Annotated in this window: 16 protein-coding genes and 1 pseudogene; 8 read left to right on the top strand and 9 right to left on the bottom strand. The window is 73.2% G+C overall.

The annotated features are described in order from the left end of the window. The 3 genes from OG689_RS14010 to OG689_RS14000 form a co-directional block, all read right to left on the bottom strand. Positions 1-1356, bottom strand: a complete 1356-nt coding sequence (locus OG689_RS14010; protein ID WP_266320531.1) for an ABC transporter substrate-binding protein — start codon at positions 1354-1356, stop codon at positions 1-3. Positions 1357-1548: 192 nt separating this feature from the next. Then, positions 1549-2739, bottom strand: a complete 1191-nt coding sequence (locus OG689_RS14005) for an ROK family transcriptional regulator (protein WP_266320529.1) — start codon at positions 2737-2739, stop codon at positions 1549-1551. 308 nt (positions 2740-3047) lie between these two features. Then, the gene (locus tag OG689_RS14000) at positions 3048-4091 is read right to left on the bottom strand and encodes a mechanosensitive ion channel family protein (protein WP_266327113.1); all 1044 of its coding nucleotides are present in this window, start codon (positions 4089-4091) and stop codon (positions 3048-3050) included. Positions 4092-4689: 598 nt separating this feature from the next. Between OG689_RS14000 and OG689_RS13995 the strand changes: the two are divergent. Beyond that, positions 4690-5193: pseudogene (locus OG689_RS13995) on the top strand (HNH endonuclease); the annotation flags it as partial. A gap of 277 nt (positions 5194-5470) precedes the next feature. Here OG689_RS13995 and OG689_RS13990 read toward each other — a convergent pair. Continuing rightward, positions 5471-9454, bottom strand: coding sequence for a beta-N-acetylglucosaminidase domain-containing protein (locus OG689_RS13990; RefSeq protein ID WP_266320527.1), 3984 nt, complete (start codon positions 9452-9454; stop codon positions 5471-5473). A gap of 994 nt (positions 9455-10448) precedes the next feature. Here OG689_RS13990 and OG689_RS13985 point away from each other — a divergent pair. The 3 genes from OG689_RS13985 to OG689_RS13975 all read left to right on the top strand — a co-directional run bounded on the left by OG689_RS13985 (position 10449) and on the right by OG689_RS13975 (position 13524). Beyond that, complete coding sequence (locus OG689_RS13985; RefSeq protein WP_266320525.1) at positions 10449-10724, top strand: hypothetical protein; 276 nt, start codon at positions 10449-10451, stop codon at positions 10722-10724. Positions 10725-11093: 369 nt separating this feature from the next. Then, positions 11094-13247 carry a 4-alpha-glucanotransferase gene (gene malQ, locus OG689_RS13980; RefSeq protein ID WP_266327111.1) on the top strand — a complete coding sequence of 718 codons (2154 nt, stop codon included), beginning with the start codon at positions 11094-11096 and terminating at the stop codon, positions 13245-13247. A 43-nt stretch (positions 13248-13290) separates the two neighbouring features. Then, positions 13291-13524, top strand: a complete 234-nt coding sequence (locus tag OG689_RS13975) for a hypothetical protein (RefSeq protein WP_266320523.1) — start codon at positions 13291-13293, stop codon at positions 13522-13524. Positions 13525-13628: 104 nt separating this feature from the next. On the opposite strand, the gene OG689_RS13970 is transcribed toward OG689_RS13975, so the two are convergent. From OG689_RS13970 to OG689_RS13950, 5 genes are all read right to left on the bottom strand, one after another. Further along, positions 13629-14375 (bottom strand): FAD:protein FMN transferase, encoded by a 747-nt coding sequence (locus OG689_RS13970; protein ID WP_266327109.1) that lies wholly within the window; start codon positions 14373-14375, stop codon positions 13629-13631. Positions 14376-14500: 125 nt separating this feature from the next. Continuing rightward, positions 14501-14989, bottom strand: coding sequence for an FMN-binding protein (locus OG689_RS13965; protein WP_266320522.1), 489 nt, complete (start codon positions 14987-14989; stop codon positions 14501-14503). 86 nt (positions 14990-15075) lie between these two features. Next, complete coding sequence (locus OG689_RS13960; RefSeq protein ID WP_266320521.1) at positions 15076-16458, bottom strand: ferredoxin reductase family protein; 1383 nt, start codon at positions 16456-16458, stop codon at positions 15076-15078. A 189-nt stretch (positions 16459-16647) separates the two neighbouring features. Next, on the bottom strand, positions 16648-19239 hold the full coding sequence (pepN, locus tag OG689_RS13955; RefSeq protein ID WP_266320519.1) for an aminopeptidase N: 2592 nt from the start codon (positions 19237-19239) through the stop codon (positions 16648-16650). Positions 19240-19381: 142 nt separating this feature from the next. After that, positions 19382-21043, bottom strand: coding sequence for a PQQ-binding-like beta-propeller repeat protein (locus OG689_RS13950; protein ID WP_266320518.1), 1662 nt, complete (start codon positions 21041-21043; stop codon positions 19382-19384). Positions 21044-21467: 424 nt separating this feature from the next. Here OG689_RS13950 and OG689_RS13945 point away from each other — a divergent pair, with 424 nt between their 5' ends. From OG689_RS13945 to OG689_RS13930, 4 genes are all read left to right on the top strand, one after another. Continuing rightward, positions 21468-22670 carry an ROK family transcriptional regulator gene (locus OG689_RS13945; protein ID WP_266320516.1) on the top strand — a complete coding sequence of 401 codons (1203 nt, stop codon included), beginning with the start codon at positions 21468-21470 and terminating at the stop codon, positions 22668-22670. 166 nt (positions 22671-22836) lie between these two features. After that, on the top strand, positions 22837-23931 hold the full coding sequence (locus OG689_RS13940) for a sugar ABC transporter substrate-binding protein (RefSeq protein WP_191292523.1): 1095 nt from the start codon (positions 22837-22839) through the stop codon (positions 23929-23931). 158 nt (positions 23932-24089) lie between these two features. Next, positions 24090-24878, top strand: coding sequence for an ATP-binding cassette domain-containing protein (locus tag OG689_RS13935; RefSeq protein WP_073928929.1), 789 nt, complete (start codon positions 24090-24092; stop codon positions 24876-24878). A gap of 56 nt (positions 24879-24934) precedes the next feature. Next, positions 24935-26179, top strand: coding sequence for a sugar ABC transporter permease (locus OG689_RS13930; RefSeq protein ID WP_266327107.1), 1245 nt, complete (start codon positions 24935-24937; stop codon positions 26177-26179). Positions 26180-26403: the final 224 nt, after the last annotated feature.

Below are 26403 nucleotides of genomic sequence, written 5' to 3'. Positions count from 1 at the left end.
CTACTTCGCCTGGTTCACGGCGGCGTCGATTTCCTTCGCGGTGGCCGCGAGGCCGGCCGCCAGGTCGGTCTGCTTGCCCGACTCGTAGTCGTAGCCCAGGTTCTGCAGGGACACGATGTACGCGCCGCCGTTGACGCTGGCGGGCGTGGTGCCGGAGTTGGCGTTCTTCGCGATGTCGAGGAAGGTCTTGAAGTTCGCGTCGGCGTCCAGCTTCGGCGAGTTCAGCGCCTCGAAGGTGCTCGGCACGTTGTGGATGGCGTTGGCGAAGCTCACCACGGCGTCGGTGTTGGTGGTCAGGTACTTGACCAGCTCCCAGGCCGCGGCCTGCTTCTTGCTGTTCTTGGCGATGCCGATGATGGTGCCGGTCTGGTAGCCGCGGCCGTAGGTGGAGAGCTCGGCGTCCGGCACCGGGAACGGCGCGGTGGCCCACTCGAAGTCGGGCTTGTCGGTGGCGAGCGACGCGGTCCGCCACTCACCGTCGATCGCCATCGCGACCTGGCCGGTGTGGAACGGGTTCTTGGCGCTGAACTCGTCGCCGAAGGAGGTGCGGTACTTCTCCAGCTTGTCGAAGCCGCCCAGCTTGTCGACGAGGCCCTTCTGCCAGGTCAGCATCTCGGCGACCTTGGGGTCGGTGGCGATGCTCGACTTGCCGTCGGTGCCGAAGTAGCTGGGCCCGAACTGGCCGAGGAAGTGCTCGGTGGTCGACTCGTAGCCGTGGTAGTTCGGCATGAAGCCGAGCTGCTTGAAGCCGTCGCCGTCGGCGATGGTCAGCTTGGCGGCCGCGTCGGCGAACTCGCTGAAGGTCTTCGGCGCCGCGGTGATGCCGGCCGCGGCGAAGGCCTTCTTGTTGTAGTAGAGGCCGAACACGTCACCGAGCAGCGGCAGCGAGCACTGGTTGCCCTTGAACTGGGTGTAGTTGAGCATCGCCGCCGGGAAGGTCTTGGCGGCGTCTATGCCGTCCTTCTTCAGCAGCGGGTTGAGGTCCGCGAAGACGTTCGACGAACAGAACGTGCCCACGTTGTTGGTGGTGAAGGAGGACACCACGTCGGGGGCGTCGTCCCCGCCGGCCCGCAGCGCCTGGTTGGTCTTGTCGTCCGCGATGTTGCCGACGGCCTTGACGTGGATGTTCGGGTGGGCCTTCTCGAAGGCGGCGATGTTGTCGTTGATCGCCTTTGTCTCGCTGTCCTGGCTCCAACCGTGCCAGAAGGTGATCGTGACGTCCTTGCCGCTGGCCGAATCGTCGTTGCCACCGGCGGAGTTGGTGCCGGTGCAGGCGGTGGCGAGCAGGGCCAGGACGGCGCTGCCGGTGACGGCGGCGATCGTACGGCGGGCTCTGCGGGAGGTGGTGGCGTGCACTTCGAGGTCCTCCTGGGGGTGCGCGGGCAGGCGTCATTGCCTCGTCGCCCGGCGGGGGTTGGGGGAAGGTGTGCTGCGGTCGCGGTGTCGGGTACGGCGCCGTTCTGAGTCGTCCTCAGCTGTGGTGCGGCGGGTCGGTGCGGGGAGAGTCGGTGTGGCGGGTCGGCGCGGGGAGGGTCGGTGGGTGGCGGGTCAGTGGGTGGAGAAGACCGCCTCGCGGGCGGCGGCCAGGGCGCGCTGCAGCGCCCCGTGCAGGACGGGCGGCCCGGGCAGCGCGCTGCTGCGGACCTCCGGCCGGGTGATCGCGATCCGGGCCAGTTCGTCCTCGACGAGCAGCCGCAGCCGCTCGCCGCCGGCGATCGGGACCCCGCCGGAGACCACCACGAGCTCGGGGTCGACGACGGAGACGATCACGGCCAGCCCGACGGCCAGCCGCCCGGCCAGCGCGGTGAGGAAGTCGTCGCCGGCGCCCGGGGTCTCCAGGGCCAGCAGGACCGCCTCCTCGGCGCTCGGCGCGGTCAGGCCGTGCTCCCGGGCGAGCGCCCGGACGGCCGGCGCGCCGACGAGTTCCTGGAACCCGCCGGAGTTCTTCCGGCGGACGTCGCGGACCACCGGCGCGCCGGGCACCGGCATGTAGCCGACCTCCCCGGCGCCCCCGGTGAACCCCCGGTGCAGGCGGCCGGCGATCACGATCGCGGCGCCGGTGCCCTCGCCGGCCCAGAGCAGGACGAAGTCCTCGCAGCCCTGGGCCGCGCCCGAGGCCTGTTCGGCGACGGCGGCCAGGTTGACGTCGTTCTCGATGCTCACCGGCGCGTCCAGCGCGGCGGAGAGCTCGTCGGTGAGCCGCGGGGAGTGCCAGCCGGGCAGGTGCGAGGCGTAGCGGAGCTTGCCGGTGACGGGGTCGGGGGCGCCTCCGACGCCGATCACGATCTCGCGCAGGCTGCCGGGCGCGAGGCCGGCCCGGCGGACGGTCTCGGCGACCGCTTCGGCGACGTTCTCGACGGTGGCGGCGGCGGGCCGGCCCTTGGTGGGCACGACGTGCTCGGCGAGGGTGCGGCCGGTGATGTCGGCGACCGCGACCCGGACCTGGCTGGTGGTGACGTCCAGCCCGGCGACGTACCCGGCGGCCGGGTCGACCTGGTAAAGCTGCGCGTTCGGCCCGGGGCCGCCCTCGGTGGTGCCGACCGGCAGGACCAGCCCGGCGGCCTCCAGCCGGGCCAGCAGCTGGGAGGCGGTGGGCTTGGACAGGCCGGTCAGGGTGCCGATCTGGGTGCGGGACAGCGGCCCGTTCTCCAGCAGCAGCTGGAGGGCGGCCCGGTCGTTGATGGCGCGCAGCAGGCTGGGGGTACCGGCGAGGGGGAGGCGGCTGGTGTTCTCGGTCACAGGTCGATCCTCCTCTTTCGGTGGCCCGGCCGGCAGGCCGGGGTGGCTCGGGCCCGGCATGCCGGGGGGACCGGGCGGGGTCGCCCGGTGGTTGCGACAAGAACTGTTAGGAAACTTTCCAGTCGCTTGGAGAGGACCGTAGAACCCGGCTCAGCAGGGTGTCAATGGCCCGCCCGAAGGTGGATGCCGAAGCGTTACCGGACACGACCGAGCCCCGCCCCCGGCAAAGGGGACGGGGCTCGGTGGAAGGCACCCCGGGCCGTCCGCACGGACGCCCGGGCCGGGGCCCGCAGGCCGCGCCGACCGGCTCAGGTGCTCTTGAGGGGCCCGGCGTCGTCGCCCGCGCGGGCCGGAGCCGGTATCGGCGCCGCGGCCAGCGACCGCGGGGAGGTCGGATCGGCCAGCGCCGACGGCGGCCCGGCGTCGGCCACCAGGACCGGGGCGACCACGGCGGCGGCAGCCACGGCGGTCGCGGCGGCCGCGGCCGCCGTCGGGATCTCCTCCTTGAGCTTGATCCCCGCCAGGTCGAAGGCCGCCTTCAGCCGCTGCCGCAGACCACGTCCCACCAGCGCGGACTTGCCCGGGGCCGTCCGCGCCTCCAGCCGCAGCACCACCGAGTCCGCCGCCACCGACTCCACCCCGAGCACCGAGAACGGCGCCCAGATCAGCTCGTCGTACGGGGACTCCTTGGACAGCGCCTCCGCCGTCTCCAGGATCAGCGCCTCGACCCGGACCAGGTCCTCCTTGTAGCCGACCTGGACGTCCACCGAGGCGGTCGACCAGCCCTGGCTCATGTTGGCGATCCGCTTCACCTCGCCGTTGCGGATGTACCAGATCTCGCCGTTCGCCCCGCGCAGCTTGGTCACCCGCAGGCCGACCTCCAGCACGGTGCCGGTGGCCACCCCGGTGTCGATCTCGTCCCCCACCCCGTACTGGTCCTCCATGATCATGAAGACCCCGGAGAGGAAGTCCGTCACCAGGTTGCGGGCGCCGAAACCGATCGCCACACCCGCGACACCGGCACTGGCCAGCAGCGGCGCCAGATTCATCCCCAGCGCCGACAGCACCATCAGCGCGGCCGTGCCCAGAATGCTGAACGAGGCCACGCTGCGCAGCACCGAGCCGATCGCCTCCGAGCGCTGCCGGCGCCGCTCGGGGTTGACCACCCCGCTGTTCGCCAGCAGCCCGCCCAGCCGGCTCGGCTCGGCGTCCTCACTCTCGGCGGGCTTGGTCATCCGTCCGATCAGCTGCGTGATCAGCTTGCGCACCATGGCCCGCAGCACCAGCGCGAGCACCACGATGAAGACGATCCGGATGCCGCCGGCGACCCAGTCCTGCCAGTGCGCGTCCAGCCAGCCCGCGGCCTCCTTGGTGCTGCTGGTGACCTCGTCCGCGCTGGTGGGGAGTCTGAGTTCGAGCCCGGGCAGGCCGGACGGCGGCTGGCTCGGACCGGTCGCGGGAGCCGTGGGAGCCGTCGTCGGGGACGCGTCGGCGAGGAGACCGGTGACACCGGACCAGGACACGTGCGGGGCCTTCCTGCAGGGAGCGGTGGAGGGCCGCCGGGACCCCGGTGCGGCGCCGCTCCCGGGCCCGAAGGCCGTCCGGACCAGCCTAGCGGCCGCCCGGTGCCGTCCCGGACAGGCAGTCAGGGCCGCCCCGACCGGCCGGGGCCCGGCCGACGCCGGGTGACGGCGGACGGTGACCGCCGAGGGGCGGGCGGGTGACGACGCGCCGAGGACGCCCCGGCGCGTCGGGTGCAACCGGGCCGCGACCTGGGCATACCGGGTATGACGGAAGACACATCCGGAATTCACGTCAGGTCCGTTACACAGGAGTGGTGGCGCCGCGCGAACACGTAAGGCGACACTGGGGGAGATCACGCACCCGCTGCGTGGTCGAACCGCTCGTCCCGGCGCGAGCCACGCGCCGCAGGCGTCCAAGGAGGCATCCGTGCCGCATGTCCTGGTCCTCAACGCGTCCTACGAGCCACTCGGCGTCGTATCGATGCGCCGCGCACTCATCCTGGTCCTCAACCACAAGGCGGTCAGCCTGGAGGACTCGGGAGTCACTCTGCACAGCGCCACCAGCGCCCTTCCGGCGCCGTCCGTCGTCCGACTGACCCGCTTCGTCCGGGTCCCCTTCTGCGGGCCCGTCCCGCTCACCCGCCGCGCTCTGTTCGCCCGTGACCACGGGCGCTGCGTCTACTGCGGGGCCGCCGCGACCAGCGTCGACCACGTCATCCCGCGCAGCCGGGGCGGCCAGCACCGGTGGGACAACGTCGTGGCGGCCTGCCGCCGCTGCAACCACACCAAAGCCGACCGGCACCTCACCGAACTCGGCTGGCGGATGAAGCGCCAGCCCGCCCCGCCCAGCGGCCTGGCCTGGCGCATCATCGGCACCGGGATCAAGGACCCGCGCTGGCGGCCCTACCTGGAGCCGTACGGGGCGAACGACCAGTTCCGGGAGTACGAGCACCACGACCATACCGAGTTCGCCGGGGCCCACCCGGTACCGCTCGGCCGGGCGCACGCCGCCCACCCCCTCCCGGTGCACGGCGCCCCCACGCGCCCCGCGCCGGGCCGCCGCGGCGAGCAGCCCGAACCGCTCTCCGCCTGACCCCGCTCCACAAAGGGCCTGCCCCGTCATATCCCGGTACGCCTCATGGGCCGCCGGCGCACCCCGAGCGGGAGCGCCGGCGGCCCGCCGTCCGTCCGGGGACGGACGGCGCGCGTCAGTGCGGCTGCGCCGGGGGAGCCGCGGGAGGCGTGGCCGGAGCGCTCGGCTGCGCGGGAGGCACCACCGGCGGCGCGGCCGGCGTGACCGCGTACGTCTCGATGCCCCAGAGCGAGTACCCGTACTTGGTGGCCCGCGACACGCCCTGCACCCGCAGGTACACCGCGCCCGGCGCGTCGAAGCGGACCGTCTCGGTGCCGCCCCCGCCGTCGTCCACCGAGGCCACCGTCGTCCAGGTCACCCCGTCCGCCGAGGTCTGCACCTTGTACGAGGCGGCGTACGCGGCCTGCCAGTGCAGCACCACCGCGCCCAGGTGGACCGCCTGCGGCAGCTTGAGCTGCACCCAGGCGCTGTCCGAGGCGGGCGAGGACCAGCGGCTCTTCGGGTCACCGTCGGCCACCGCCGAGGCCGGGAAGGCCGGCGTCTCGTCGCCCGAGGACGTCGCGGTCGCGGTCGGCGCCAGGTCGGCGCCACCGGTCGGCGGCACCACGTGCACCTGCAGCACCTGCCGCACGCCGGCCGTGCCCGCCGTGAACACCACCGGCACCTGGTACGTCCCCGAAGGCGTCTCCGGGGTCGCCGTGATCAGCAGCGGGGTCCCGACCCGGCCGCCGCGCGGCACCGTCACGGCGGCCACCGGAGTGACCGTCAGCCCCTTGGCGATCGGCGGCACCTCCGTGCGCAGCTCACCGGACACCCCCTCCGGCCGGCCGGCCTCGACGAACGCCCTCGTCTGCGCGGGCGAGGCCGCGCCGGTCACCACGTCCACCGCGGTGTCCGACAGGCTCAGCCGCGCGGCCGGCGTGTCGGCGTACCAGGGGATCACCTGGTTGACGACCGGCGGCTCCCCGCCGGGCTGCCAGGTCAGCCGGACCGCGCCCGCGGGCAGGCCGCCGGCCGGCAGCTCGTTGTAGCCGGGCCGGACGGTGCCGATCTCCGCCCAGCTGCCGTCCGCACGGCGCACCTGCACGGTCGCGGTGGCCCGCACGCTCGGGTCGGTCAGCACGGTCAGCCGGTCCAGCGGACGGTCGGCGCCCAGCTCGACGGTCAGCGGCTCGTCGGCGGCGGTCGGCGCGGTGGCCGCCCGGTAGGCGGTGTCCGGGTTGTTGTCCAGCACGGCCGCGGCCGAGAAACCGGGCGTCGCCGCCGGGCCGCCCGACACGCTCGTCGGAACCTCGCCCGGCGCCGTGACACTGAACTCGCGGATCGCGACGGCCGTCTTCTGCGCCGCGGTGGCCCGCAGCCGTACCGCCCGCACCACCTCGCCGGCCGGCACCGGCGCCGTGACGCTCTTCTGCCGGCTGACCTGGGCCAGCTGCTTCCAGCCGCCCTCGCCGGTGGAGTACTCCAGCACCCCGTCGCGGATGTAGTCGTCCACCGCGGTCGCGGCGTCCGGGCCGTTGCCCCAGGAGCCCATCAGCACGGTCACACTGCCGACCGGGCGCCCGTCGCCGAGCGATATCCCCACCGAGTCGCCGGGCTGCGGCGGCGCGGAACTCCAGTAGAAGGTGCCGGCCTCCCCGTCCGCCATCAGCGCCGGCGGGTGCTCGTTCGCCGCGCCCAGGGTGCTGGTCGGCGTCACGCTGCCGCCCGCCACCCCGGCCCAGGTGTCCGCCACCCGCACCGCATGCTCCAGGAAGGGGCCCAGCACGCCCGCGCCGACGGTCGCCGGGCTCTGGCCGGCCTGGTCGCGCAGCCGGCCGAGCTCCACCCGGGCCTTCCAGGCCGCCGTGCCGTCACCGCCGCGCTGCGCCAGCAGCATGTCGATCGCCGACTGCCCGGCCAGCCCGTACGCCCGCAGCGGGGCCAGCCACGGGCCGGCCTCGGCGGCCAGCGCGGCCGTCGCCCGGTCGCCCGCCAGGGTCTGCGGGGCCGCCGCCATCGCCCCGAAGGCCTCCCGCAGCGGGGCCGCCGCGTCCAGCAGCTTCGCCTGGTCGGGGGCGTTGCCGGAGGCGGGCTCCAGGGCGGACCAGAACCGCTCCAGCAGCGGCGCCAGGTAACCGGACTCCTGCTTGGCCAGCGGGGAGGACGAGCTGTTGCCGGCCAGCGCGGTGACCGCGCCCAGCACCGAGGCCGGCCCGGCGGACGGGCCCGCGGCGGGGCCGGCCAGCGAGCGCACGGCGGCCTTCCAGGACTCGTCCGGCTGGTAGCCGGCCGGGTTCCAGGCGAAGTCGCCCGCCGTGGCGAGCGCGATCCGGGAGGCCACCGGCTGCTGCATCGCGCCGGTCAGCAGCGCGGCCGAGCGGGCCGCGACCTCCGGGTCCCGGCCGGTGTAGGCGCCCAGGTAGAGGCGGTCCGGGCTGGAGTCGTTGACCGGGTAGTTGTCCAGGGTGACCAGCGGGTGTCCGTACAGCGCGCCGGTGTCGGAGGCCTGAGCGCCGGTGATCTTCTCGGGGATCACCCCGACCCCGCTCCAGGCGATCTGCACCCCCTCGGGCAGCGCCGCCGCCAAGGCCTTGCGGTACGGCGTGGAGCCCTGCTGGTGGTACTCGGTCGGCACCACGGACAGCGGCGCCAGACCCGGGTACTTCGCGATCAGCCGCTGCTGCACCTTGCCGACCAGCTCGGCCTGCGCCTTGGCGGCCGCGGCCGGCCCGGAGCCGTACGCGCGCTTGTCCCCGCCGCAGTGCCACTCGTCGTAGCTGACGTCCAGGAACTGCAGCTGGAAGGAGCCGAAACCGATCCGGCGCAGCCCGTCCAGCTTGGCCACCAGCGCGTCCACGTCCTTGCCGGAGCTGTAGCAGAACGACTGCCCGGGGTCGATCGCGTAGCCCAGTGTGATGTGGTTGCGGCGAGCCTCGGAGGCCAGCGCCGCCAGCTCCCCGGCCTGCGCGGCCGGGTAGGCGTCCCGCCAGCGGGCCAGGCGGTACGGGTCGTCGCCGGGGGCGTAGAGGTAGAAGTTCTGCTTGGAGCGGCCGAGGAAGTCCAGCTGGTCCAGCCGCTCCTGCTGGGTCCACGGCCGGCCGTAGAAGGCCTCGGCGGTGCCGCGCACCGGCGCGCCGCCCGGCCAGTCGCGCAGCGAGATCCCGGGCAGGCCCAGGGTGCCGGCGTTCGTCGCGGCCGGCTGCGGGACGGCCTGGCCGCCCGGCGCCGGAGCCTGCCCCTGACCCGCGGGGACGGCCGCCAGCAGCTGCCGCAGGCTCTGCGCCGCGTAGTACGTGCCGGTGGCGTCCACGCCTGCCAGCACCACCGCGCCGTACGTCCCGCCGCCCTGCGCGGCCAGCTGACCCGCCGACAGCACGTAACCGCCGGCCGGCAGTCCGGCCGGCGACGGCACGGCACTGTCCTTGTTGCCCGCGGCTGCTGACAGCTCGCGCAGCACCCGGTCCACCACCGGATCGGCGCCCTCCGCCGGACCGCCCACGTACACCACCAGCGAACCGGCCGCCGGCTGCGGCGAATCCGGCTGCGGCGTCAGGGTGCTCGCCCCGGCGATCGACAGCACCTCACGCACCGCGTCCACCGCGGCGTTGTCCGCCTTCGGCGCCAGCACCAGCGTCACCTCGGCCGGCACCGTCACCGGCAGCCCCGCCACCGCCTGCTGCTGCGGACGAGGGAACACCTGCGGATTCGCCAGGCTCCCCAGCGGCGTCTGCGCCTCCCCGCCGACCACGTCGGCCGCCGCCGCGTACGCCGTCGGCGCCGCGTACGAGGACGGGGCGCTCACCAGCAGCCCGCCGACCACCGCGGCCGCCGACAGCGTCGCCGCGACCTGCAGCGTCCGCCGCCGCGGCGAGGGGATCCGCACCCCGCCCACGATCGCCGCCCGCTCGGCCCGGACGGACGCCAGCAACGGCTCCGTCCCCTTGATGTCCGCTATCAGCCGGTCCGCCGCCCGCGGCGCCAACTGCCGCGCCGTCCGCGCGGTCGCCCGCCGGGCCGCCAGCGCGGCCGGGTGCTGCAACACGTCCCGCAGGGCGGCGCTCTGCTCCAGCTGCTGCCTCAGCCTGCGACCGGCGACGACGGACACACGTGACTGCACAGGAGCCTCCTCGCGATGAGTACCCAGGTCAACGGGCCGGACGCACGGAGTGATCGACATTCCGCGACCGACCGGGGCGGCGCGCCCCGCCGCCCGCGATCCCTGTCGCGGCCAAAGCCCACCAGCTGAGACAGGCGGTGTCAACGTCGGCGGCGTGTATATCCGCTTTGTGCTGGTTAATCCGTTCGTGGGCGGTGCGCCCGAGCGAACGGATCCGTCCGGTCGGGGCAGGCCACGTCGGTGTCGGCGCAGGGCTTCGAGTACAGCCGCGCCGAGGCTCACCGACGTCGGTCGACCCAGTCCTGTTGACGATGTCCAAGGGCGACGGAAGACCCAGGAGCGGCGTCACCGTCACGTGTTGTCGGGCGCGTTCGACGAGGCGGTCTCCGAGGTGTGACGGCATCGCCGGCTGCTTCGCGCACGCCGGGCCGTGGCCGTACAGGTGACCGAGGCGAACTCGGACGCGGCGGGACGTCCTGCGCGGCGCGAATCGGGCTCACAGCGACCTGGAGCGCTGCGGCCGACGGTTGACGGGCCGCTGATGCCGTCGACGGTTCCTGGGCCGCCCGCCATGGTCAGCCCCCGCGCGGACGGAGCTGACCATGCGGTCCGCCCGACCATCGCTGCCGGCAGGGGTGACGGTGTGCCTGTTCGTCGAAAGGGGCGGGTCGCCGGGTGCGGTCCGGCGGCGAGCCCCCTTCCCCGGGCGCCGTGCGTCGGACCATTGGCACGGAGGGGCTTCCCGTTGGCGACAACCGCCGGGTGGGCCAGGGCGAGCGAGGGCCTAGCCTCTCCTGACGGTGAGTTCACCGGCTGGGAGCGGGCCATGATCAGGGCCACGCCGAAGTCGGTCCGGCGCCGAGTCACCTGGTGGCTGAACGGCGAGAGAGTAGACCCCCCACATGGTGAGGCAGTGATGGAATCAACCGACGAATACCGACCGGTGACACTTCTGCTCCACATCGATCGGCATTTCCGACCGTGGCGATACCGGGTGTCCCATCGGACACTCGTCCTGCGCAGCGAGGCCCGCGATGCGACGCCGAAGGTGCTCGACATGGTCTTCATGAACGTCCTGGCCATGAAGATCAGGCACGACTACCGCCCACTGGTGGTGTCCGAGGCCGAGGGTCCCGACGAGGCGGCGGGTTTCGTCGAGGTCCCCGAGCATCTCCGTCACAACTACCGGACCTACCGGGTCTCGGACGGGACCCACAGCGGATTCGTGGTCTGCGGTGGCCTGCGGCTTCACGACGAACCAACGAGTTGATCATGTGATGCACCGGGCCGCTCCAGGTCGAGGCGGGCGGCCCGACGCCATGTCCGCCACCCGGCAGCACGACTGCGGCGGCCGGGGCGACGAGGTCACGACCGAGGGCCGCCGCCTCGGCCTCCCGCCCAAGGGTGTCGCCTGCCGGCAGAGCACGAAGCGCCCAGTCAGGTACTGCCTGACCCGTGGGGCGAGTGCGCCGCCCCCGTCACCCGTCCCGCCGCACCCGCCCGCACCCCGTCGTGTCGTGCCGGGTCGGCCGACCCCCGCGCGGGTAGGACTTGTGCTGTCCCGTACGGGCGTCGCCGAGACCCGCAGGAGCCGCGAGTGGCCGCATACCTCGACCGTGACGAAACAGGCAGCCGGCAGGTGCCGGCGCAGGATGCCCCGCCGCCTCCGCCGGAGTTGGTGGCGCTGGCGCACGCGCACGGCGTGGACAGTACGTACGACCCGGGCAGCGGGCCGGTGCCGGTGGGGGCGCGGACGCTGGTGGCGGTGCTCGCCGCGCTGGGGGTGGAGGCGGGGACGCCGGAGGGTGTCCGGGAGTCGATGGAGCGTCATCTGGCGCAGGTCAAGGCCCGGTTGCTGCCGCCGAGCGTGGTGGTGCGGGCCGGGCGGCGGACGGCGCTGGACGTGCCGGCCGACGCCCGGGTGAGCATCGAGCTGGAGGACGGCGGCGAGTGGACGCTGCCTGCCGCGCGCTCGCACTGGCTGCCGGCGCACCTGCCGCTCGGCCGGCACCGCCTGCTGGCCGTGGTGGGCGAGCGGCGGGCCGAGGCGGCGCTGATCGTCGCGCCGGAGCGGCTGGACGGGCTGCGGGGCCGCAGTTGGGGCTTCCTGGCGCAGCTGTACTCGGTGCTGTCGGACCGATCCTGGGGGATGGGCGACCTGGGGGATCTCGCCGAGCTGACGCAGTGGGCGGGCGCCGGGCTGGGCGCCGGGTTCGTGCAGATCAACCCGCTGCACGCGGCGCTGCCGGGGGTGCCCTCCGACCCGTCGCCGTACCGGCCGTCCTCGCGGCGGTTCGCCGATCCGGTGCATCTGCGGGTGGAGGCCGTCCCCGAGTACGCCTACCTGCGGCCGGGGCAGCGCGGCCGGGTGGAGGACCTGGCGCGCCGGGCCGGTCTGCTGCGGGCGGAGGTGTTGGAGCACGACGGGCTGATCGACCGGGACGCGGTCTGGACGCTCAAGTGCGAGGCGCTGGAGCTGCTGCACCAGGCTCCGCGCGGGGTGGGGCGCGAGGCCGCGTACCGGGCGTACGTCCTGCGGGAGGGCGCGTGGCTGGAGAAGTACGCCGTCTGGTCGGCGCTCGCCGAGGCGCACGGCAGTGACTGGCACGCCTGGCCGAAGGGCCTGCGCCGCCCCGACAGCCCGCACGTCACGCTGGCGAGCGGCGAGCTGGCCGCCCGGGTGGAGTTCCACCGCTGGCTGGCCTGGCAGGTGGACGAGCAGCTCGGGCAGGCCCAGCAGGCCGCCGAGCGGGCCGGTATGACGGTCGGACTGATCCATGACCTGGCCGTCGGCGTGCACCCGAACGGCGCGGACGCCTGGGCGCTGCAGGACGTGCTGGCCACCGGCATCTCCACCGGCGCCCCGCCGGACGCCTTCAACGCCCACGGTCAGGACTGGGGCCTGCCGCCCTGGCGCCCGGACGCGCTGGCCGCCGCCGGCTACGCCCCGTACGCGGAGCTGCTGCGCTCGGCCGCCCGGCACGCGGGCGCGCTGCGGATCGACCATGTGATGGGGCTGTTCCGGCTCTGGTGGGTGCCGGAGGGCCACCGTCCGACCGAGGGCGCGTACGTGCGCTACGACGCGGAGGCGATGCTGGGCGTGCTGGCCCTGGAGGCGCACCGGGCCGGGACGGCGGTGATCGGTGAGGACCTGGGGACGGTCGAGCCGGGCGTGCGCGAGGTGTTGGCGGCGCGCGGGATCCTCGGCACCTCCGTGCTGTGGTTCGAGCGGGACTGGCAGGCGAAGGGCGAGATCCTGCCGCCCGCCCGCTGGCGCGCCGACTGCCTGGCCACCCTGACCACCCACGACCTGCCGAGCACCGCGGCCCGGCTCTCCGGCGAGCATGTGGAGCTGCGCCACCGGCTGGGGCTGCTGGCCCGCGCGCTGGGCGAGGAGCAGGCCGAGGCGGCGGCCGAACTGGCCGACTGGCGGGCCGAACTGACCCGGCTGGGCCTGCTGGCGAAGGGCGAGCCGCTGGACCCGCAGGCGCTGCACCGGTTCCTGCTGGAGACGCCGGCCGAGCTGGTGGGCGTCTGGCTGCCCGACACCGTCGGCGACCCGCGCCCGCAGAACCTGCCCGGCACCTGGGACCAGTACCCCAACTGGCGGCTTCCGGTGGCGGACGCGGCCGGGCGGCCGCTCACCCTGGACCGGCTGGCCGCCGCACCGGGCACCGCCACCCTCGCCGCGGTGTTGGCCGAGCTGAACCGCCAGGACGGTACGGCCGAGGCCAAGAACGTCAGGCAGGCCGAGGGGGCGAACGACGCGAAGGCCGTCGGCCCGGAAGGCTGACCCCGGCGCGCGGCCCCGGGTAAGGGGCCGGTACGGTGGAAACGTGGACAAGAGGAACGCTTTGCGCGCCGGTGCGGTCTCCGCAGCGGCCACGCTGATGATGCTGATGTCGTCGCCCGCCATGGCCCTGACCCGGGACGACGGCGACGACCCGGGCGCAGGTCTGAGTGTTGCCCAGACCCTCGGCCTGTACGTGGCACTCCCGATCGTGCTGTTCCTGGTGATCGCCGGTCTGGTCATGCTGCCGTCGGTGGTCGGCAAGGACAAGAAGAAGTAGCGCCTCCCGCCCGTCACGCCGTACGACTGCCCCGCCCGCCCACCGTGGCCGGCGGGGCAGTCGTATGTCGGGCCGGGGCGGATCGGGCCGGCGCGGCTCCGGGGTCAGGCCCGCCCGAGCGGGACGCCCGGCGCGACCAGGGCGGGGAAGCCGCTCGTCCAGCGCTTGCGGCCGTCCGGCAGGATCGCCAGCGCCTCGACGCCGGCGCGCGCCTCGGCCCAGGCCAGGCCGCGCCGGGGGCCCATCGCGAAGGCCGCCGTGGCCCAGGCGTCGGTGCGGGCCAGTCCCCGGCCGACCAAAGTGAGCGACAGCAGGCCGGTGGCCGGCCGGCCGCTGTGCGGGTCCAGGATGTGCGGGCCGCGCTCGGCCGTGCCGGAGGTGGCGACCGCCAGGTCGTGGCCCGCCACCACCGCGGTGAGGGCGCCGGGCCTGGTCGGGTGGGCGATCCCGACCCGCCACGGGCCGCCGACGCACTGGACGTCCCCGCCGCCGGAGACGCTGAGGTCCGTCGCCCCCGCCGCGCGGAGCAGCCCGGCGGCCTCCTCCACGGCCCAGCCCTTCACCCAGCCGCTAGGGTCCAGCTGCCCGCCGGGGTGGGCGGTGAACCAGCCGTCGGTCTCGCCGGCGACCTCCCGGCAGCGGTCGAGCACCTCGGCGAGCTCCGGGTCGCAGCCGGCGAGGGTGGTCTCGGCCCGGGCCAGCCGGCTGACCTGGCTGTCCCGCCAGTACGGGGAGAAGACCTGGTCGATCCGGTGCAGCCGGTCCACGGCCCGCCGCAGGGCGGCCTCGATGCCGGCCCGCCGGGCGCCCTGTCCCGCGTCGCGGACGGTGAACGAGAACACGGTGCCCATCACGTGCTCGGCGTGCCGCAGCGGGGCGCCGGGCCCGGCGGTGGGCCGCACGACACGGAACGACGTGGTGGACGGTACGACGCGGAGCGACGTGGCGGGCAGGGCGCTCGGCGAGGCGGGGGCGGTCATCGGCCGGCCGCCTGGTCGAGGGCGCTCTGCAGCGAGGTGGTGTAGCCCTGGCTGGTGAAGGTGGCGCCGGAGACGACGTCGATGTCGGCGCTCTGCGCGTCGACGGCCTCCTGGTCGAGCAGGGGCACCGCGTAGCTGTTGATCTCCTGGTCGCGCCGGTCCTGCGTGGGGTACTGGATCGCCTCCACCTTGGTGATCTTCGTGCCGTCCAGGGTGACCTTGACCTGGACCGGGCCGAACCGGGTGTTGGCGGCGGTCCCGGTGACCGTCCGGACGGTCCCGGCGGCGGCGCCCGTCCCGGCGGACGGGCTCGCGGCATCGGCCTCGGCACCGGTGCCGGACCCCGTACCGGTGCCGGCCCCCGCCCCCGTACCGGTGTCCGTGCCGATGGCGGCCGGGGTGGTGGCCGCCTCGTGCGGCTTGAGCGAGAGCAGCAGGACTATGCCGGCCACGGTGGCGCTGCTGGCGACGACGGCTCTGCGCACGGTGACTCCCGATGAGGATCTGTAGGCGGTGGTGCTGATGGCAGATGGGTAGGCGGCCGGCCCCCCCGGGGGGGGCGAGCCGGACTTCACAAGCTGAACGACTCGTGGTGGATGCGCCCGCGCGGCACGCCGGCCGCCCGCAGCGCCCGGACGGTGGCCTCGGCCAACGCGTCCGGTCCGCAGAGGAACACCTCGTGCCGGGCCAGCCCCGGCACCAGCCGGGCGAGCGCGGCGCCGGTGTCCCCGACCTCCGCGCGCGGGCCGAGCAGGTAGTGCACCCGGGCGCCGCGCGCGGCCGCGACCGTGGCCAGCTCCGCCCGGAACAGCACGTCCGCCGCGCTGCTCGCCCGGTAGACCAGGGTCAGTGCGCCGCGCGGCGCGGGCAGGCTCTCGAACAGCGCCCGCAGCGGCGTGATCCCCACCCCGGCCGCGAGCAGCAGCACCGGCCGGCCCCGGTCGCGGACCCGGTGGGCGGTGAGCGCGCCGTACGGGCCCTCGGCGCGGACGGCGGTGCCGGGGCGCAGGGCCGCCACGGCGGCGCTGTGACGGCCGAGGTCCTTCACGGTGAAGCGCAGGAAGTCGGGGTGCGGCGGCGCGGACAGCGAGTACGGGTTGGCCGTCCAGCGCAGGCCGGGCGCCTGGAACTGCAGCCGGAAGAACTGGCCGGCCTCGGCCCGCAGCTCCGGCAGCCGGCGCCCGGTGACGAAGACCGAGACGACCCCGGGCGCCTCGGGCCGCACTTCGGCGACCCGCAGCCGGTGCCGCCGGTCGCGCAGGGCGGGGACGGCCAGCCGGTACCAGCCGACCGCGGCGGCGGTGCCCAGGTACAGCGCGTACCAGCAGGCCCGGGCGGGCCCGGGGCCGAGGTCGGCGCCGTTGGTGAGCTGGTGGCCGAAGCCGAGGGCGACCGCCAGGTAGGTCGTCAGGTGCAGGTGGTACCAGGTGTCGTAGCCGATCCGGCGGCGGGCGGCCCGGGCCGAGACGGCGCCGACGCCGAGCATCAGCAGGGTGGCGAAGGTCGCCTTCAGCATGTCCGGGTAGTGCAGCACGATGTCGACGGCCTCACCGGCCACGTTCCGGTGCACGGTCAGTGCGTAGCCCCAGACGATCGTGAGCACGTGGACGGTGAGCAGGCCGACCAGGTAGCGGCCGCCGGCGGCGTGCCAGCGGGTGAGGCGGTCCGCGCCGAGGCCGCGTTCCAGCGGCGGGAGCCGGGCCGTCAGCAGGATCAGGACGGGCGCGGTGCAGCCGGCCAGCAGGCCGGTGATCCGCCCGGCGCCGGTCAGCCACTGGTCCGCGCCGCTGATCGACCGGGTGTCCTGCCACCAGAGCGCCAGCACGGCGGCCGCGCCCGCCCCGACGAGGGCGAGGACGGTGGTGGCGAGGGTGTCGGCGGGCAGCCGGGGCCGGTGCGACGGGCGCCGGGGCGTCCGGCGGGCCGGTCGGGGGGTGGTGGCGGGAGTGGTCATGGGCTGGCCTCCTTGGCGAGCCAGCGTGCCATCGGAAGATGGGCGTTTCCTTTGAAAATCCCTACGGGATCGACAGAGCGAGGTGCGGGAACGCGGGATTCGGGGCCGGGAACGCCGGAGCGGGCCGGTGCCGGAGGTGGACCACCTCCGACACCGGCCCGCTCACGAGTACCTCAGTACCTCAGTACCTCAGTGCCCCAGCTCCCGGGCGCCCGCCGCCCGGTCGGCGGCCTGGGCCCGCAGGGCGCGCTGGACGCCGTCGCGGGCCTCCACGACCTGGCGGCGCAGGGCCGGCACCGGTTCGGCCGAGGCCAGCCAGGCGTCGGTGGCGTCCAGGGTGGCCTGCTCGACCTGGACGGAGGGGTACAGCCCGACCACGATCTGCTGCGCGATCTCGTGGCTGCGGCTCTCCCAGACGTCCTTGACCGCCGCGAAGTACTTGGCGGTGTAGGGCGCGAGCAGCTCGCGCTGGTCCGAGTCGACGAAGCCGGCGATGACCGCGTCCTGCATGTAGTTGGTCAGCTTGTCCGACTCGACGACCGAGGCCCAGGCCTCCGCCTTGGCGGCGGCGGTCGGCCGGGCGGCGCGGCAGGTCGCGGCGTGCTCCTCGCCGGCGGCCGTGCGGTCCCGGGCGAGCTCGGCCTCGATGGCCTGGTCGTCGGCGCGGCCGGCGGCGGCCAGCCGGCCGAGCAGCGTCCAGCGCAGCTCGGTGTCGACGGCCAGGCCCTTCAGCTCGACCGAGCCGTCCAGCAGGCCGGCGAGCAGCGCGAGCTGCCCGTCGGTGCGGGCGACGGCGGCCAGGGCGCGGGTCCAGGCCAGCTGGTGGTCGCTGCCGGGCTCGGCGGCGCGCAGCTGCTCCTCGGCGGCGGCGGCCCAGCGGCCGAGGCCCTGCTCGCGCCAGGCCGGGTCGGTGTAGACGTCCAGCGCGGCGCGGACCTGGCGGTGCACCGACTGGACGACGCCGATGTCGGACTCCCGGGGCAGGCCGGAGAGGGCCAGCGTCAGGTAGTCGCGGGCGGCCAGCTCGCCGTCGCGGGTCATGTCCCAGGCGGAGGCCCAGCACAGGGCGCGCGGCAGCGAGTCGGCGAAGGCGCCGAGGTGCTCGGTGACGAAGGCCAGCGAGTCCTCGTCCAGGCGGACCTTGGCGTACGACAGGTCGTCGTCGTTGAGCAGCAGCACGGCGGGCTTGCGGCGGCCGGCCAGCTGCGGCACGGCGGTGCGGGCCCCGTCGACGTCCAGCTCGATCCGCTCGGTGCGGACGAGCCTGCCGTCCTGCAGCTCGTAGGCGCCGATGGCGATCCGGTGCGGGCGCAGCACGGCCTCGCCCTTGGCGCCGGCGGGCAGCGCGGGGGCCTCCTGCAGGACGGTGAGCGACTCGATGGTGCCGTCGGCGGCCAGCGTCAGCTCGGGGCGCAGGATGTTGATGCCGGCGGTCTCCAGCCAGGCCTTGGACCAGGCGCCGAGGTCGCGGCCGCTGGTCTCCTCCAGGGCGCCGAGCAGGTCGCTGAGGCGGGTGTTGCCCCAGGCGTGGCGCTTGAAGTAGGCCTGGACGCCCTTGAAGAAGGCGTCCTGTCCGACGTACGCCACCAGCTGCTTGAGCACCGAGGCGCCCTTGGCGTAGGTGATGCCGTCGAAGTTGACCATGACGTCCTCGAGATCGTTGATCTCGGCCATGATCGGGTGGGTGGAGGGGAGCTGGTCCTGGCGGTAGGCCCAGGTCTTCATCTGGTTGGCGAAGGTGGTCCAGGAGTGCGGCCACTTGGAGCCGGGGGCCTCGGCCTGGCAGACGGCCTCGGCGAAGGTCGCGAACGACTCGTTCAGCCAGAGGTCGTTCCACCACTCCATGGTGACCAGGTCGCCGAACCACATGTGGGCCAGCTCGTGCAGGATGGTCGCGGCCCGCGACTCGTACGCGGCGTCGGTCACCTTGGACCGGAACACGTACTGGTCGCGCAGCGTGACGGCGCCCGCGTTCTCCATCGCGCCGGCGTTGAACTCCGGGACGAAGAGCTGGTCGTACTTGGCGAAGGGGTAGGCGAAGTCGAACTTCTCCTGGAAGTAGTCGAACCCCTGCTTGGTGACGGCGAAGACGGCGTCGGCGTCCAGGAACTCACGCAGTGACGGCCGGCAGTAGACACCGAGCGGCACCTTCTGGGCGCCGTTCTCGTAACTGTCGAAGACGCCGACGTACGGGCCGGCGATCAGCGCGGTGATGTACGAGGAGATCCGGCCGGTGGGCTCGAACTCCCACACCTGGGTGGGGCCTTCGCCGACCGGGGTCGGGGTGGGGGAGTTGGAGACGACGACCCAGCCGGTGGGGGCGGTCACGGTGAACCGGAACGCGGCCTTGAGGTCCGGCTGTTCGAAGGAGGCGAAGACGCGGCGGGCGTCCGGGACCTCGAACTGGGTGTAGAGGTAGGTCTCGCCGTCGACCGGGTCGACGAAACGGTGCAGCCCCTCGCCGGTGTTGGTGTAGGCGCAGTCGGCGACCACGCGAAGCTCGTTCTCGGCCCGCAGGGCGGGCAGGGCGATCCGGCTGTCGGCGAAGTTCTCCACCGGCAGGCTCTCGCCGTTGAGCACGATCTCGCTGACGCCGGGCGCCACCAGGTCGATGAAGCTGGACGCGCCGGGGGTGCTGGCGCTGAACCGGACCACGGTGGTGGACCGGAAGGTGCCTCCTTCGCGGGCCGAGCTCAGGTCGAGCTCGATGTCGTACGCGTCCACGTGGAGGAGCTGGGCCCGGGTGCGGGCCTCCTCACGGGTCAGGTTTGTGCCAGGCACTCGCAGGACTCCTTCGTCAGGCAGGGATGCTCCGCATCCTCCCATGGCCGGAGGGCCGCAGCGGGGGAATACCCGGGGCCGGGCGGGCCCGCCGTCGCGGGCCGGGCGGTCGTGCCGGCCCGGCCCCGCGACGGCTCCTGACTCAGCCCTTGGTGAACCTGATGACGGGTTCGCCGCTGCTGGTCTTCGGGAAGGCCAGCAGCGAGCCGTTGTCGGTGACCACGAACTCGGTGATGCTGTAGATCAGCGTGCCGGACTTCGGCTTGGCGACCGGGCCGAGCTCGGTGACGGCGCCGTCGGCCTTGCCGAGCGTCACCAGCTTTCCGGGCTTGCTGTACCCGTTGGCGGCGACGGCCCGCACCGCGCCGTCCTTGTCGGTGCCGGAGACCAGCCGCAGGCCCTGCTCACTGCCGCCGTTCTGCTCCCAGAGCTTCTTGCCGGCGGTCAGGTCGTAGGCCTCGATCGACGGCTTGCTGCTGCTGCCGGCCTGGACGTACAGCGTGGTGCCGCTCACCACGTTGAGCGTGAAGGCGTCCGAGGAGTCGGAGAACCGCAGGCTGTCGCTGCCGGCCTCCTTGGCCGGGACCTTGGCCATCGGCTTGCCGGCGGAGTCGAAGCCCACCACGTAGTCGCCGCCGGTGCCGCCGGACATCGCCAGCACCAGCGGCTTGTCGGAGAGCACCGTGCCGAGCCGCTCGTTGGTGCCCTCCAGCGCGAACTGGGCGCCGGTCCTGCCGGTCTCCGCGTCCAGCACCTGGAGGGTGGCCTTGGTCGTGGTGGTGCTGCCGTAGCAGCGGTCGGTCAGTACGACGCTGGCGCCGGCGGCCTTGGCCCCGGAGGTGCTGCAGTTCTTCTCGCGGGGCTGGTACGTCCAGACGGGGGAGCCGTCGGCCACGCCGAAGCCGCCGAGGGCGGAGCCGGCGCCGACCGCGATGACCTTGTCGGTGATGCTGAGCGTGGGTGCGTAGATCCGCTCGGCGTCGATCTTCTTGGACCAGAGCAGCTGGCCGGTGGTGATGTCGACCGCCCCGAGGGTGGAGCAGTCGCCGTCGCCGGTGTTGAGGGCGACCGCGGCCACGCCCTTGCTGTTGTGGCCGTAGGACATCGAGCAGAACTCCTTGGTGCCGGCCGGCGGCGCGAGCGACCAGGCCTCCTTGCCGTCGGAGTTGGTGTACGCCTTGATGCCGCCCTCGTCGCCGCGGACGGTCAGCTTCTCGCTGCCCCAGATGCCGAGCAGGCCCGCGGAGTGCGAGCCCTGCGCCTTGGGCGCGGCCCAGGCCACGTTGTAGGTGCCGGCCGGGCCGCCGGCGGTGGGGTTCTTCGGGTCCTTGCCGTCGAACAGGACGAACAGGCCGATGACGATGGCGACCACCAGCAGCAGGCAGACCGCTCCGCCGTACACCAGCACCGGGTTGCGCTTGCGGGGGGCGGGCGCCGCCGGGCCGGGGTAGCTGTAGCCGGGCTGCTGCGGGAACGCGGGCGCGGGTGCCTGCGGCGGGTAGCCGTATCCGCCGGCGGCGGGCGGCGGGGTCTGCTGCGCCTGGAAGGGCTGCGGCGGGGTCATGGCGTACGGGTCGAACGGGCCGACCGGCGCGCCGGGGGCCGGCTGCGGCGCCTGGGGCTGGTACGGGGCGTTCTGGGCGGGGAAGGCCGCGGCGGTCGGCTGATAGGCGTAATCGCCGCCCTGGGCCGGGGCGGGCGCCGCGGGGGGCCCGGTGGGGGCCGCGACGGGCGCGCCGCCGAGCTGTGTCATCTGGTCGGCCAGCGCGGCCGGATCGGCGTCCGGCCTCCGGCCGAGGGACACTCCCCGGTGTTCCGGCGTACCGCCGGAGGTGTCGCCTGTACCCGGATTCGGGTGGTCCCCTGCCATCTGATGCCCCGTCGATCGTGTGTGCGTCCTGCCCCGCGCCTGGTGGTCCCGAGGCTGCTGGGGCGGGTGAGATTGGGGACCATCGTAGGGGGGCGGGTTTTCCGGCGGTCACGGGCGGGCCGTCGGGGGCACCGTCCGCCGGTGAACCGGAGCTCGGCGGAGGTTTCGCAACGATCCTTGTTCGGCCTTGACGCGACGTTCAGGGGTTGGCTGAGCTTAGAGTTCAGAAGTTGAAAGTGAACAGTTGGTTGAGGGATCCACATCTTCCGGTGACCCGGCCACTGACACAACGGACTCCGCCGCAACGGCGCGGCAAGGGCGGGGACGTCAGGTCCCCGCGCCCTTGGGAGGGTGAATCATGTCGACGGACACACCGGGATCGCAGTCCTCACTGCACCGGGCGAATCTCGAACGAGTGCTGCGAGCGGTCAGAATGGCCGGCTCGCTCACACAGGCGGAGATCGCACGCAGTACCGGACTCTCGGCGGCCACGGTGTCGAACATCGTCCGGGAGCTCAAGGAGAGCGGCACCGTCGTGGTGGCCGACACCTCCTCCGGCGGCCGCCGGGCCCGCAGCGTCTCGCTCAGCGGTGACGCGGGCATCGTGGTCGGCATCGACTTCGGTCACACCCACCTGCGGGTCGCCGTCGGCAACCTCGCACACCGGGTGCTGGCCGAGGAGAGCGAGCCGATCGACGTGGACGTCTCGGCGCAGCAGGGCTTCGACCGGGCCGAGGCGCTGGTCGACCGGCTGCTCCAGCAGGCCGGGTTCAATCCGGACAAGGTGATCGGCGTGGGCCTGGGCGTGCCCGGCCCGATCGACGTGGAGACCGGCGCGCTGGGCTCCACCGCGATCCTGCCGGGCTGGACGGGCATCGCGCCCGGCCGCGAGCTGGCGACCCGGCTGGGCATGCCGGTGCACGTGGACAACGACGCCAACCTGGGCGCGCTGGGCGAGCTGGTCTGGGGCGCCGGGCGGGGGCTGAGCGACCTGGCGTACATCAAGGTGGCCAGCGGCGTGGGCGCGGGGCTGGTCATCAACGGCCAGATCTACCGAGGTCCGGGCGGTACGGCGGGCGAGATCGGGCACATCACGCTGGACGAGGCCGGGCCGGTCTGCCGCTGCGGCAACCGCGGCTGCCTGGAAACTTTCGTCGGTTCTCGCTACCTGCTCAATCTCTTGAACGCCAACCTGGGCGGCGACCTCACCTTGTCGAAGGTCGTGCAGCTCGCCCAGCAGGGTGATCTGGGCTGCCGCCGGGTGATCGCCGACGCCGGCCGGCAGATCGGCAGCGGCGTCGCTACGCTCTGCAACCTGCTCAACCCCCGCCGGATCATCCTCGGTGGTGACCTCGCCGAGGCCGGTGAGCTGGTGCTTTCCCCTATCCGGGACTCCGTGGCCCGCTATGCGATCCCCAGCGCGGCCCGCCAGTTGTCGGTGGTTCCGGGCACGCTCGGTGGCCGTGCGGAGGTTCTGGGAGCGCTTGCCCTGGTGATGAGCGAGATGGGCGAATCGGGCGCTCTGGGGCGTACCGGACACACTGTGGGCGCTCGAACCTGACCTGGAGCTACCCCGTTTGGTATCGGGTAAGCGTTCAGGAAGATAACGAAAGGGTTTGGATCCGCCGGAGGTTGGATTTACTTATTGACGGCATGTGCCGGGTGCGGGTTGACTCCCTCCCACCTCGCCGCAGCGTTGCGGCAATGTCAGGGAGGCAACCCCCACCATGAACGCAATGATGCGTCGCGCTGTCATCGCCACCGCCGCCGTCTCGATGGCTCTGTCCATGGCAGCCTGCGGCAAGGCCGGCGACGACAAGAAGAGCTCCGACAAGGCCGGCGACACCAAGTCCATCGGCCTGCTGCTCCCCGAGAACGCGTCTTCCACGCGTTACGAGTCCTTCGACAAGCCGTTCATCGAGGCCAAGGTCGCGGCCCTCTGCCCCGACTGCAAGGTCAAGTACAGCAACGCCGAGGGTTCTGCCTCGAAGCAGAAGCAGCAGTTCGACACCCTGATCGCCGAGGGCGTCAAGGTCATCATCCTGGACGCGTTCGACGCCAAGTCGACCCAGTCCTGGGTCAAGGAAGCCGCCGACAAGGGCGTCAAGGTCGTCGCGTACGACCGCCTGGCCACCGGCCCGGTCGCCGCCTACGTCTCCTTCGACAACCAGAAGGTCGGCGAGCTCCAGGGCCAGGCCCTGGTCGAGGCCCTCGGTGCCAAGGCCGCGGACGCCAACATCGTCATGATCAACGGTGACGAGGCCGACCCGAACGCCGCGCTCTTCAAGTCCGGCGCCCACAAGGTGCTCGACGGCAAGGTCAAGAAGGTCGTCTACGAGGCCTCCGGCGAGTGGAAGCCCACCGTCGCGGGCCAGAAGATCGGCACCGCGATCACCAGCCTGGGCAAGGACGGCTTCCAGGCCGTCTACTCCGCCAACGACGGCATGGCCGCGGCGATCATCACCCAGCTGAAGTCCTCGGGCATCAACGTCCCGGTCGGTGGCCAGGACGCGGGCATCGACGCGATCCAGCGCATCGTCTCCGGCGACCAGGCCTACACGATCTACAAGGCCTACAAGCCGCTGGCCGACAGCGCCGGCGAGCTCGCCGTCAACCTGCTGCAGGGCAAGGACGTCAAGTCGATCGCGTCGTCGACCATCGACAGCGACACCGACAAGGGCATCCCGGCCAAGCTGCTGGAGCCGAAGGTCGTCAACAAGGCCAACGTCCAGAGCACGGTCATCGCCGACGGCCTGTACAAGGTCGCCGACATCTGCACCGGCGACTACGCCGCCGCCTGCGCGACCGCGGGCCTGAAGTAGTCAGACCGCCGCGACGGCCCCTCCCCAGGGGTCGTCGCGGCCCTGCGCGTGCGTCCCGCCGCGCACCCCCTTATTTCTCGCACTACTCCCTTCGCGCCCGGGTCGGCGCGCGTCGGCCGTCCCACCTCGTGCAACAGAGGCCGGGCGGGAAGAAGGAGATGGTTCAGTTGACAAGCGCACCCGTACTGGCGTTGCGCGGGGTCTCCAAGCGCTTCGGTGCCGTTCAGGCGCTCACCGACGTTCACCTGGAGGTCCACGCCGGAGAGGTCGTCGCCCTGGTCGGCGACAACGGCGCAGGCAAGTCCACGCTGGTCAAGACGATCGCCGGCGTCCACCCGATCGACGAGGGGTCGATCGAGTGGGAGGGCCGCGAGGTCCGCATCAACCGCCCGCAGGACGCCCAGGGCCTGGGTGTCGCGACGGTCTACCAGGACCTCGCGCTGTGCGACAACCTCGACGTCGTCGGCAACCTCTTCCTCGGCCGCGAGCTGCGCCGCTTCGGCACGCTCGACGAGGTCGCGATGGAGAAGCGCGCCAAGGAACTGCTCGACACGCTGTCGATCCGCATCCCCAGCGTCCGCATCCCGATCGCCGCGCTCTCCGGCGGCCAGCGCCAGGTGGTCGCGATCGCCCGCGCCCTGGTCGGCGACCCGAAGATCGTCATCCTGGACGAGCCGACCGCCGCCCTCGGCGTCGAGCAGACCGCCCAGGTGCTCGACCTGGTCGAGCGGCTCAGCGAGCGCGGCCTCGGCGTCATCCTGATCAGCCACAACATGGCGGACGTCAAGGCCGTCGCGGACACCGTCGCGGTGCTGCGCCTCGGACGCAACAACGGTGCGTTCGACGTCGCGTCCACCACCCACGAAGAAATCATCTCCGCCATCACCGGAGCCACGGAGAACGCCGTGACCCGGCGTCAGGCACGCATCGCGGAGGTAGCGAAGTGAGCACCAACAAGACCGAGGCCACCGCGGCCTCCGCCGTCAAGGAAGCACCCTCCCAGGTGCCGGCCGCCACCCCCGCCCCCGCGGTGGACCCGCGCCTGCTGGTGCGCGAGGCGGGCCTGGCCGGCTACGTCGCGGACTTCAAGCGCAAGATCAAGAGCGGCGAGCTCGGCTCGGTGCCGGTCGTCCTCGGCCTGATCCTGATCGCCGCGATCTTCCAGAGCCTGACCGGCAACTTCCTGAACGCGGACAACCTCACCAACATCACGCTGTGGATCGTGGGCCCCGGCCTGATCGCGGTCGGCATCGTGTTCGTGCTGCTGCTCGGTGAGATCGACCTGTCGCTCGGCTCGGTGGCCGGCGTCTCGGCGGCCATCGCCGGTGTGCTGTCGGCCCGCCAGGGCGTCAACGAGTGGCTGTCGATCCTGATCGCGCTGGCCGCCGGTGTCGCCATCGGCGCGCTGCACGGCTTCTTCTTCGCCAAGATCGGCGTGCCGGCCTTCGTCGTCACCCTCGCCGGCCTGCTCGCCTGGAGCGGCCTGCAGCAGTCGGTGCTCGGTGACAAGGGCACCGCCAACGTCGTGAACAACGGCGTCATCGCGGACCTGGACCACTACTTCCTCGGTGACGGCGACATCGCCATCACCTGGATCTTCGCCGTCGCCGGCATAGCCCTGTTCCTGGCCGGCCAGGTGCTCGACAGCCGCCGCCGCAGCGCGGCCGGGCTCCCGGCCCGCCCGATGAGCGAGATCGGTCTGCGCACCGGTGTGCTGGCCCTGATCGCGATCGCCGCGGCGTACATGCTGAACCAGAGCCGCGGCCTGCCGCTGCCGCTGGTGATCTTCCTCGGCATCGTGATCGTCACCGACTTCGTGCTCCGCCGCACCTCCTACGGCCGGCAGATCTTCGCGGTCGGCGGTGGCATCGAGGCCGCCCGCCGCGCCGGTATCAACGTCGCCTGGGTCCGGATCTCGGTCTTCATGATCTCGGCCGGCATGGCGGCCCTCGGCGGGCTGTTCATCATGTCCCAGCAGGGTTCGGCCGACAAGGCGCTCGGCAGCGGCAACGTCCTGATGAACTCCATCGCGGCGGCCGTCATCGGCGGCACCAGCCTCTTCGGCGGCCGGGGCAAGACCTGGTCGGCGCTGCTCGGCATCCTGGTGATCCAGTCGATCATCACCGGTCTCGACCTGGTCCACGTCGACCAGGCGATCCAGTACATGATCACCGGCGCGGTGCTGCTCGCCGCGGTCGTCCTGGACTCGGTGTCCCGCCGGACGCAGAAGTCCTCCGGCCGAGGCTGACGCCCGTACCGGTAGCACGTGTGAGGCCCGGCACCCGAACCGATCGGGTGCCGGGCCTCGTCCTGTCATGTGCGGTCGCCGACCGCGTCCGGCGCCGCACGGACACGACAACGACGGGCGCGCCGCTCGGTGTCCGGCAGGCGGACATTAGACTCGACCAGCCGGGACGAACCGACACCGTCGGTTCGCGGCGCCGGCATGGGCGGCCAAGCCCGTCGGATCCG

Source organism: Kitasatospora sp. NBC_00240 (genome assembly GCF_026342405.1).
Classification (GTDB): domain Bacteria; phylum Actinomycetota; class Actinomycetes; order Streptomycetales; family Streptomycetaceae; genus Kitasatospora.
The sequence above is the reverse complement of the archived record's forward strand: the minus strand, read 5'-3'. Positions and strand labels throughout refer to the sequence as shown.

What these genes read in the sequence shown, in the direction of transcription:
- OG689_RS13970 (WP_266327109.1), bottom strand. Translation starts at nt 14,375, where the DNA reads ATGGGCACCGTGTTCTCGTTCACCGTCCGCGACGCGGGACAGGGCGCC.
- OG689_RS13960 (WP_266320521.1), bottom strand. Translation starts at nt 16,458, where the DNA reads ATGACCACTCCCGCCACCACCCCCCGACCGGCCCGCCGGACGCCCCGG.
- OG689_RS13945 (WP_266320516.1), top strand. Translation starts at nt 21,468, where the DNA reads ATGTCGACGGACACACCGGGATCGCAGTCCTCACTGCACCGGGCGAAT.
- OG689_RS13940 (WP_191292523.1), top strand. Translation starts at nt 22,837, where the DNA reads ATGAACGCAATGATGCGTCGCGCTGTCATCGCCACCGCCGCCGTCTCG.
- OG689_RS13935 (WP_073928929.1), top strand. Translation starts at nt 24,090, where the DNA reads ATGGTTCAGTTGACAAGCGCACCCGTACTGGCGTTGCGCGGGGTCTCC.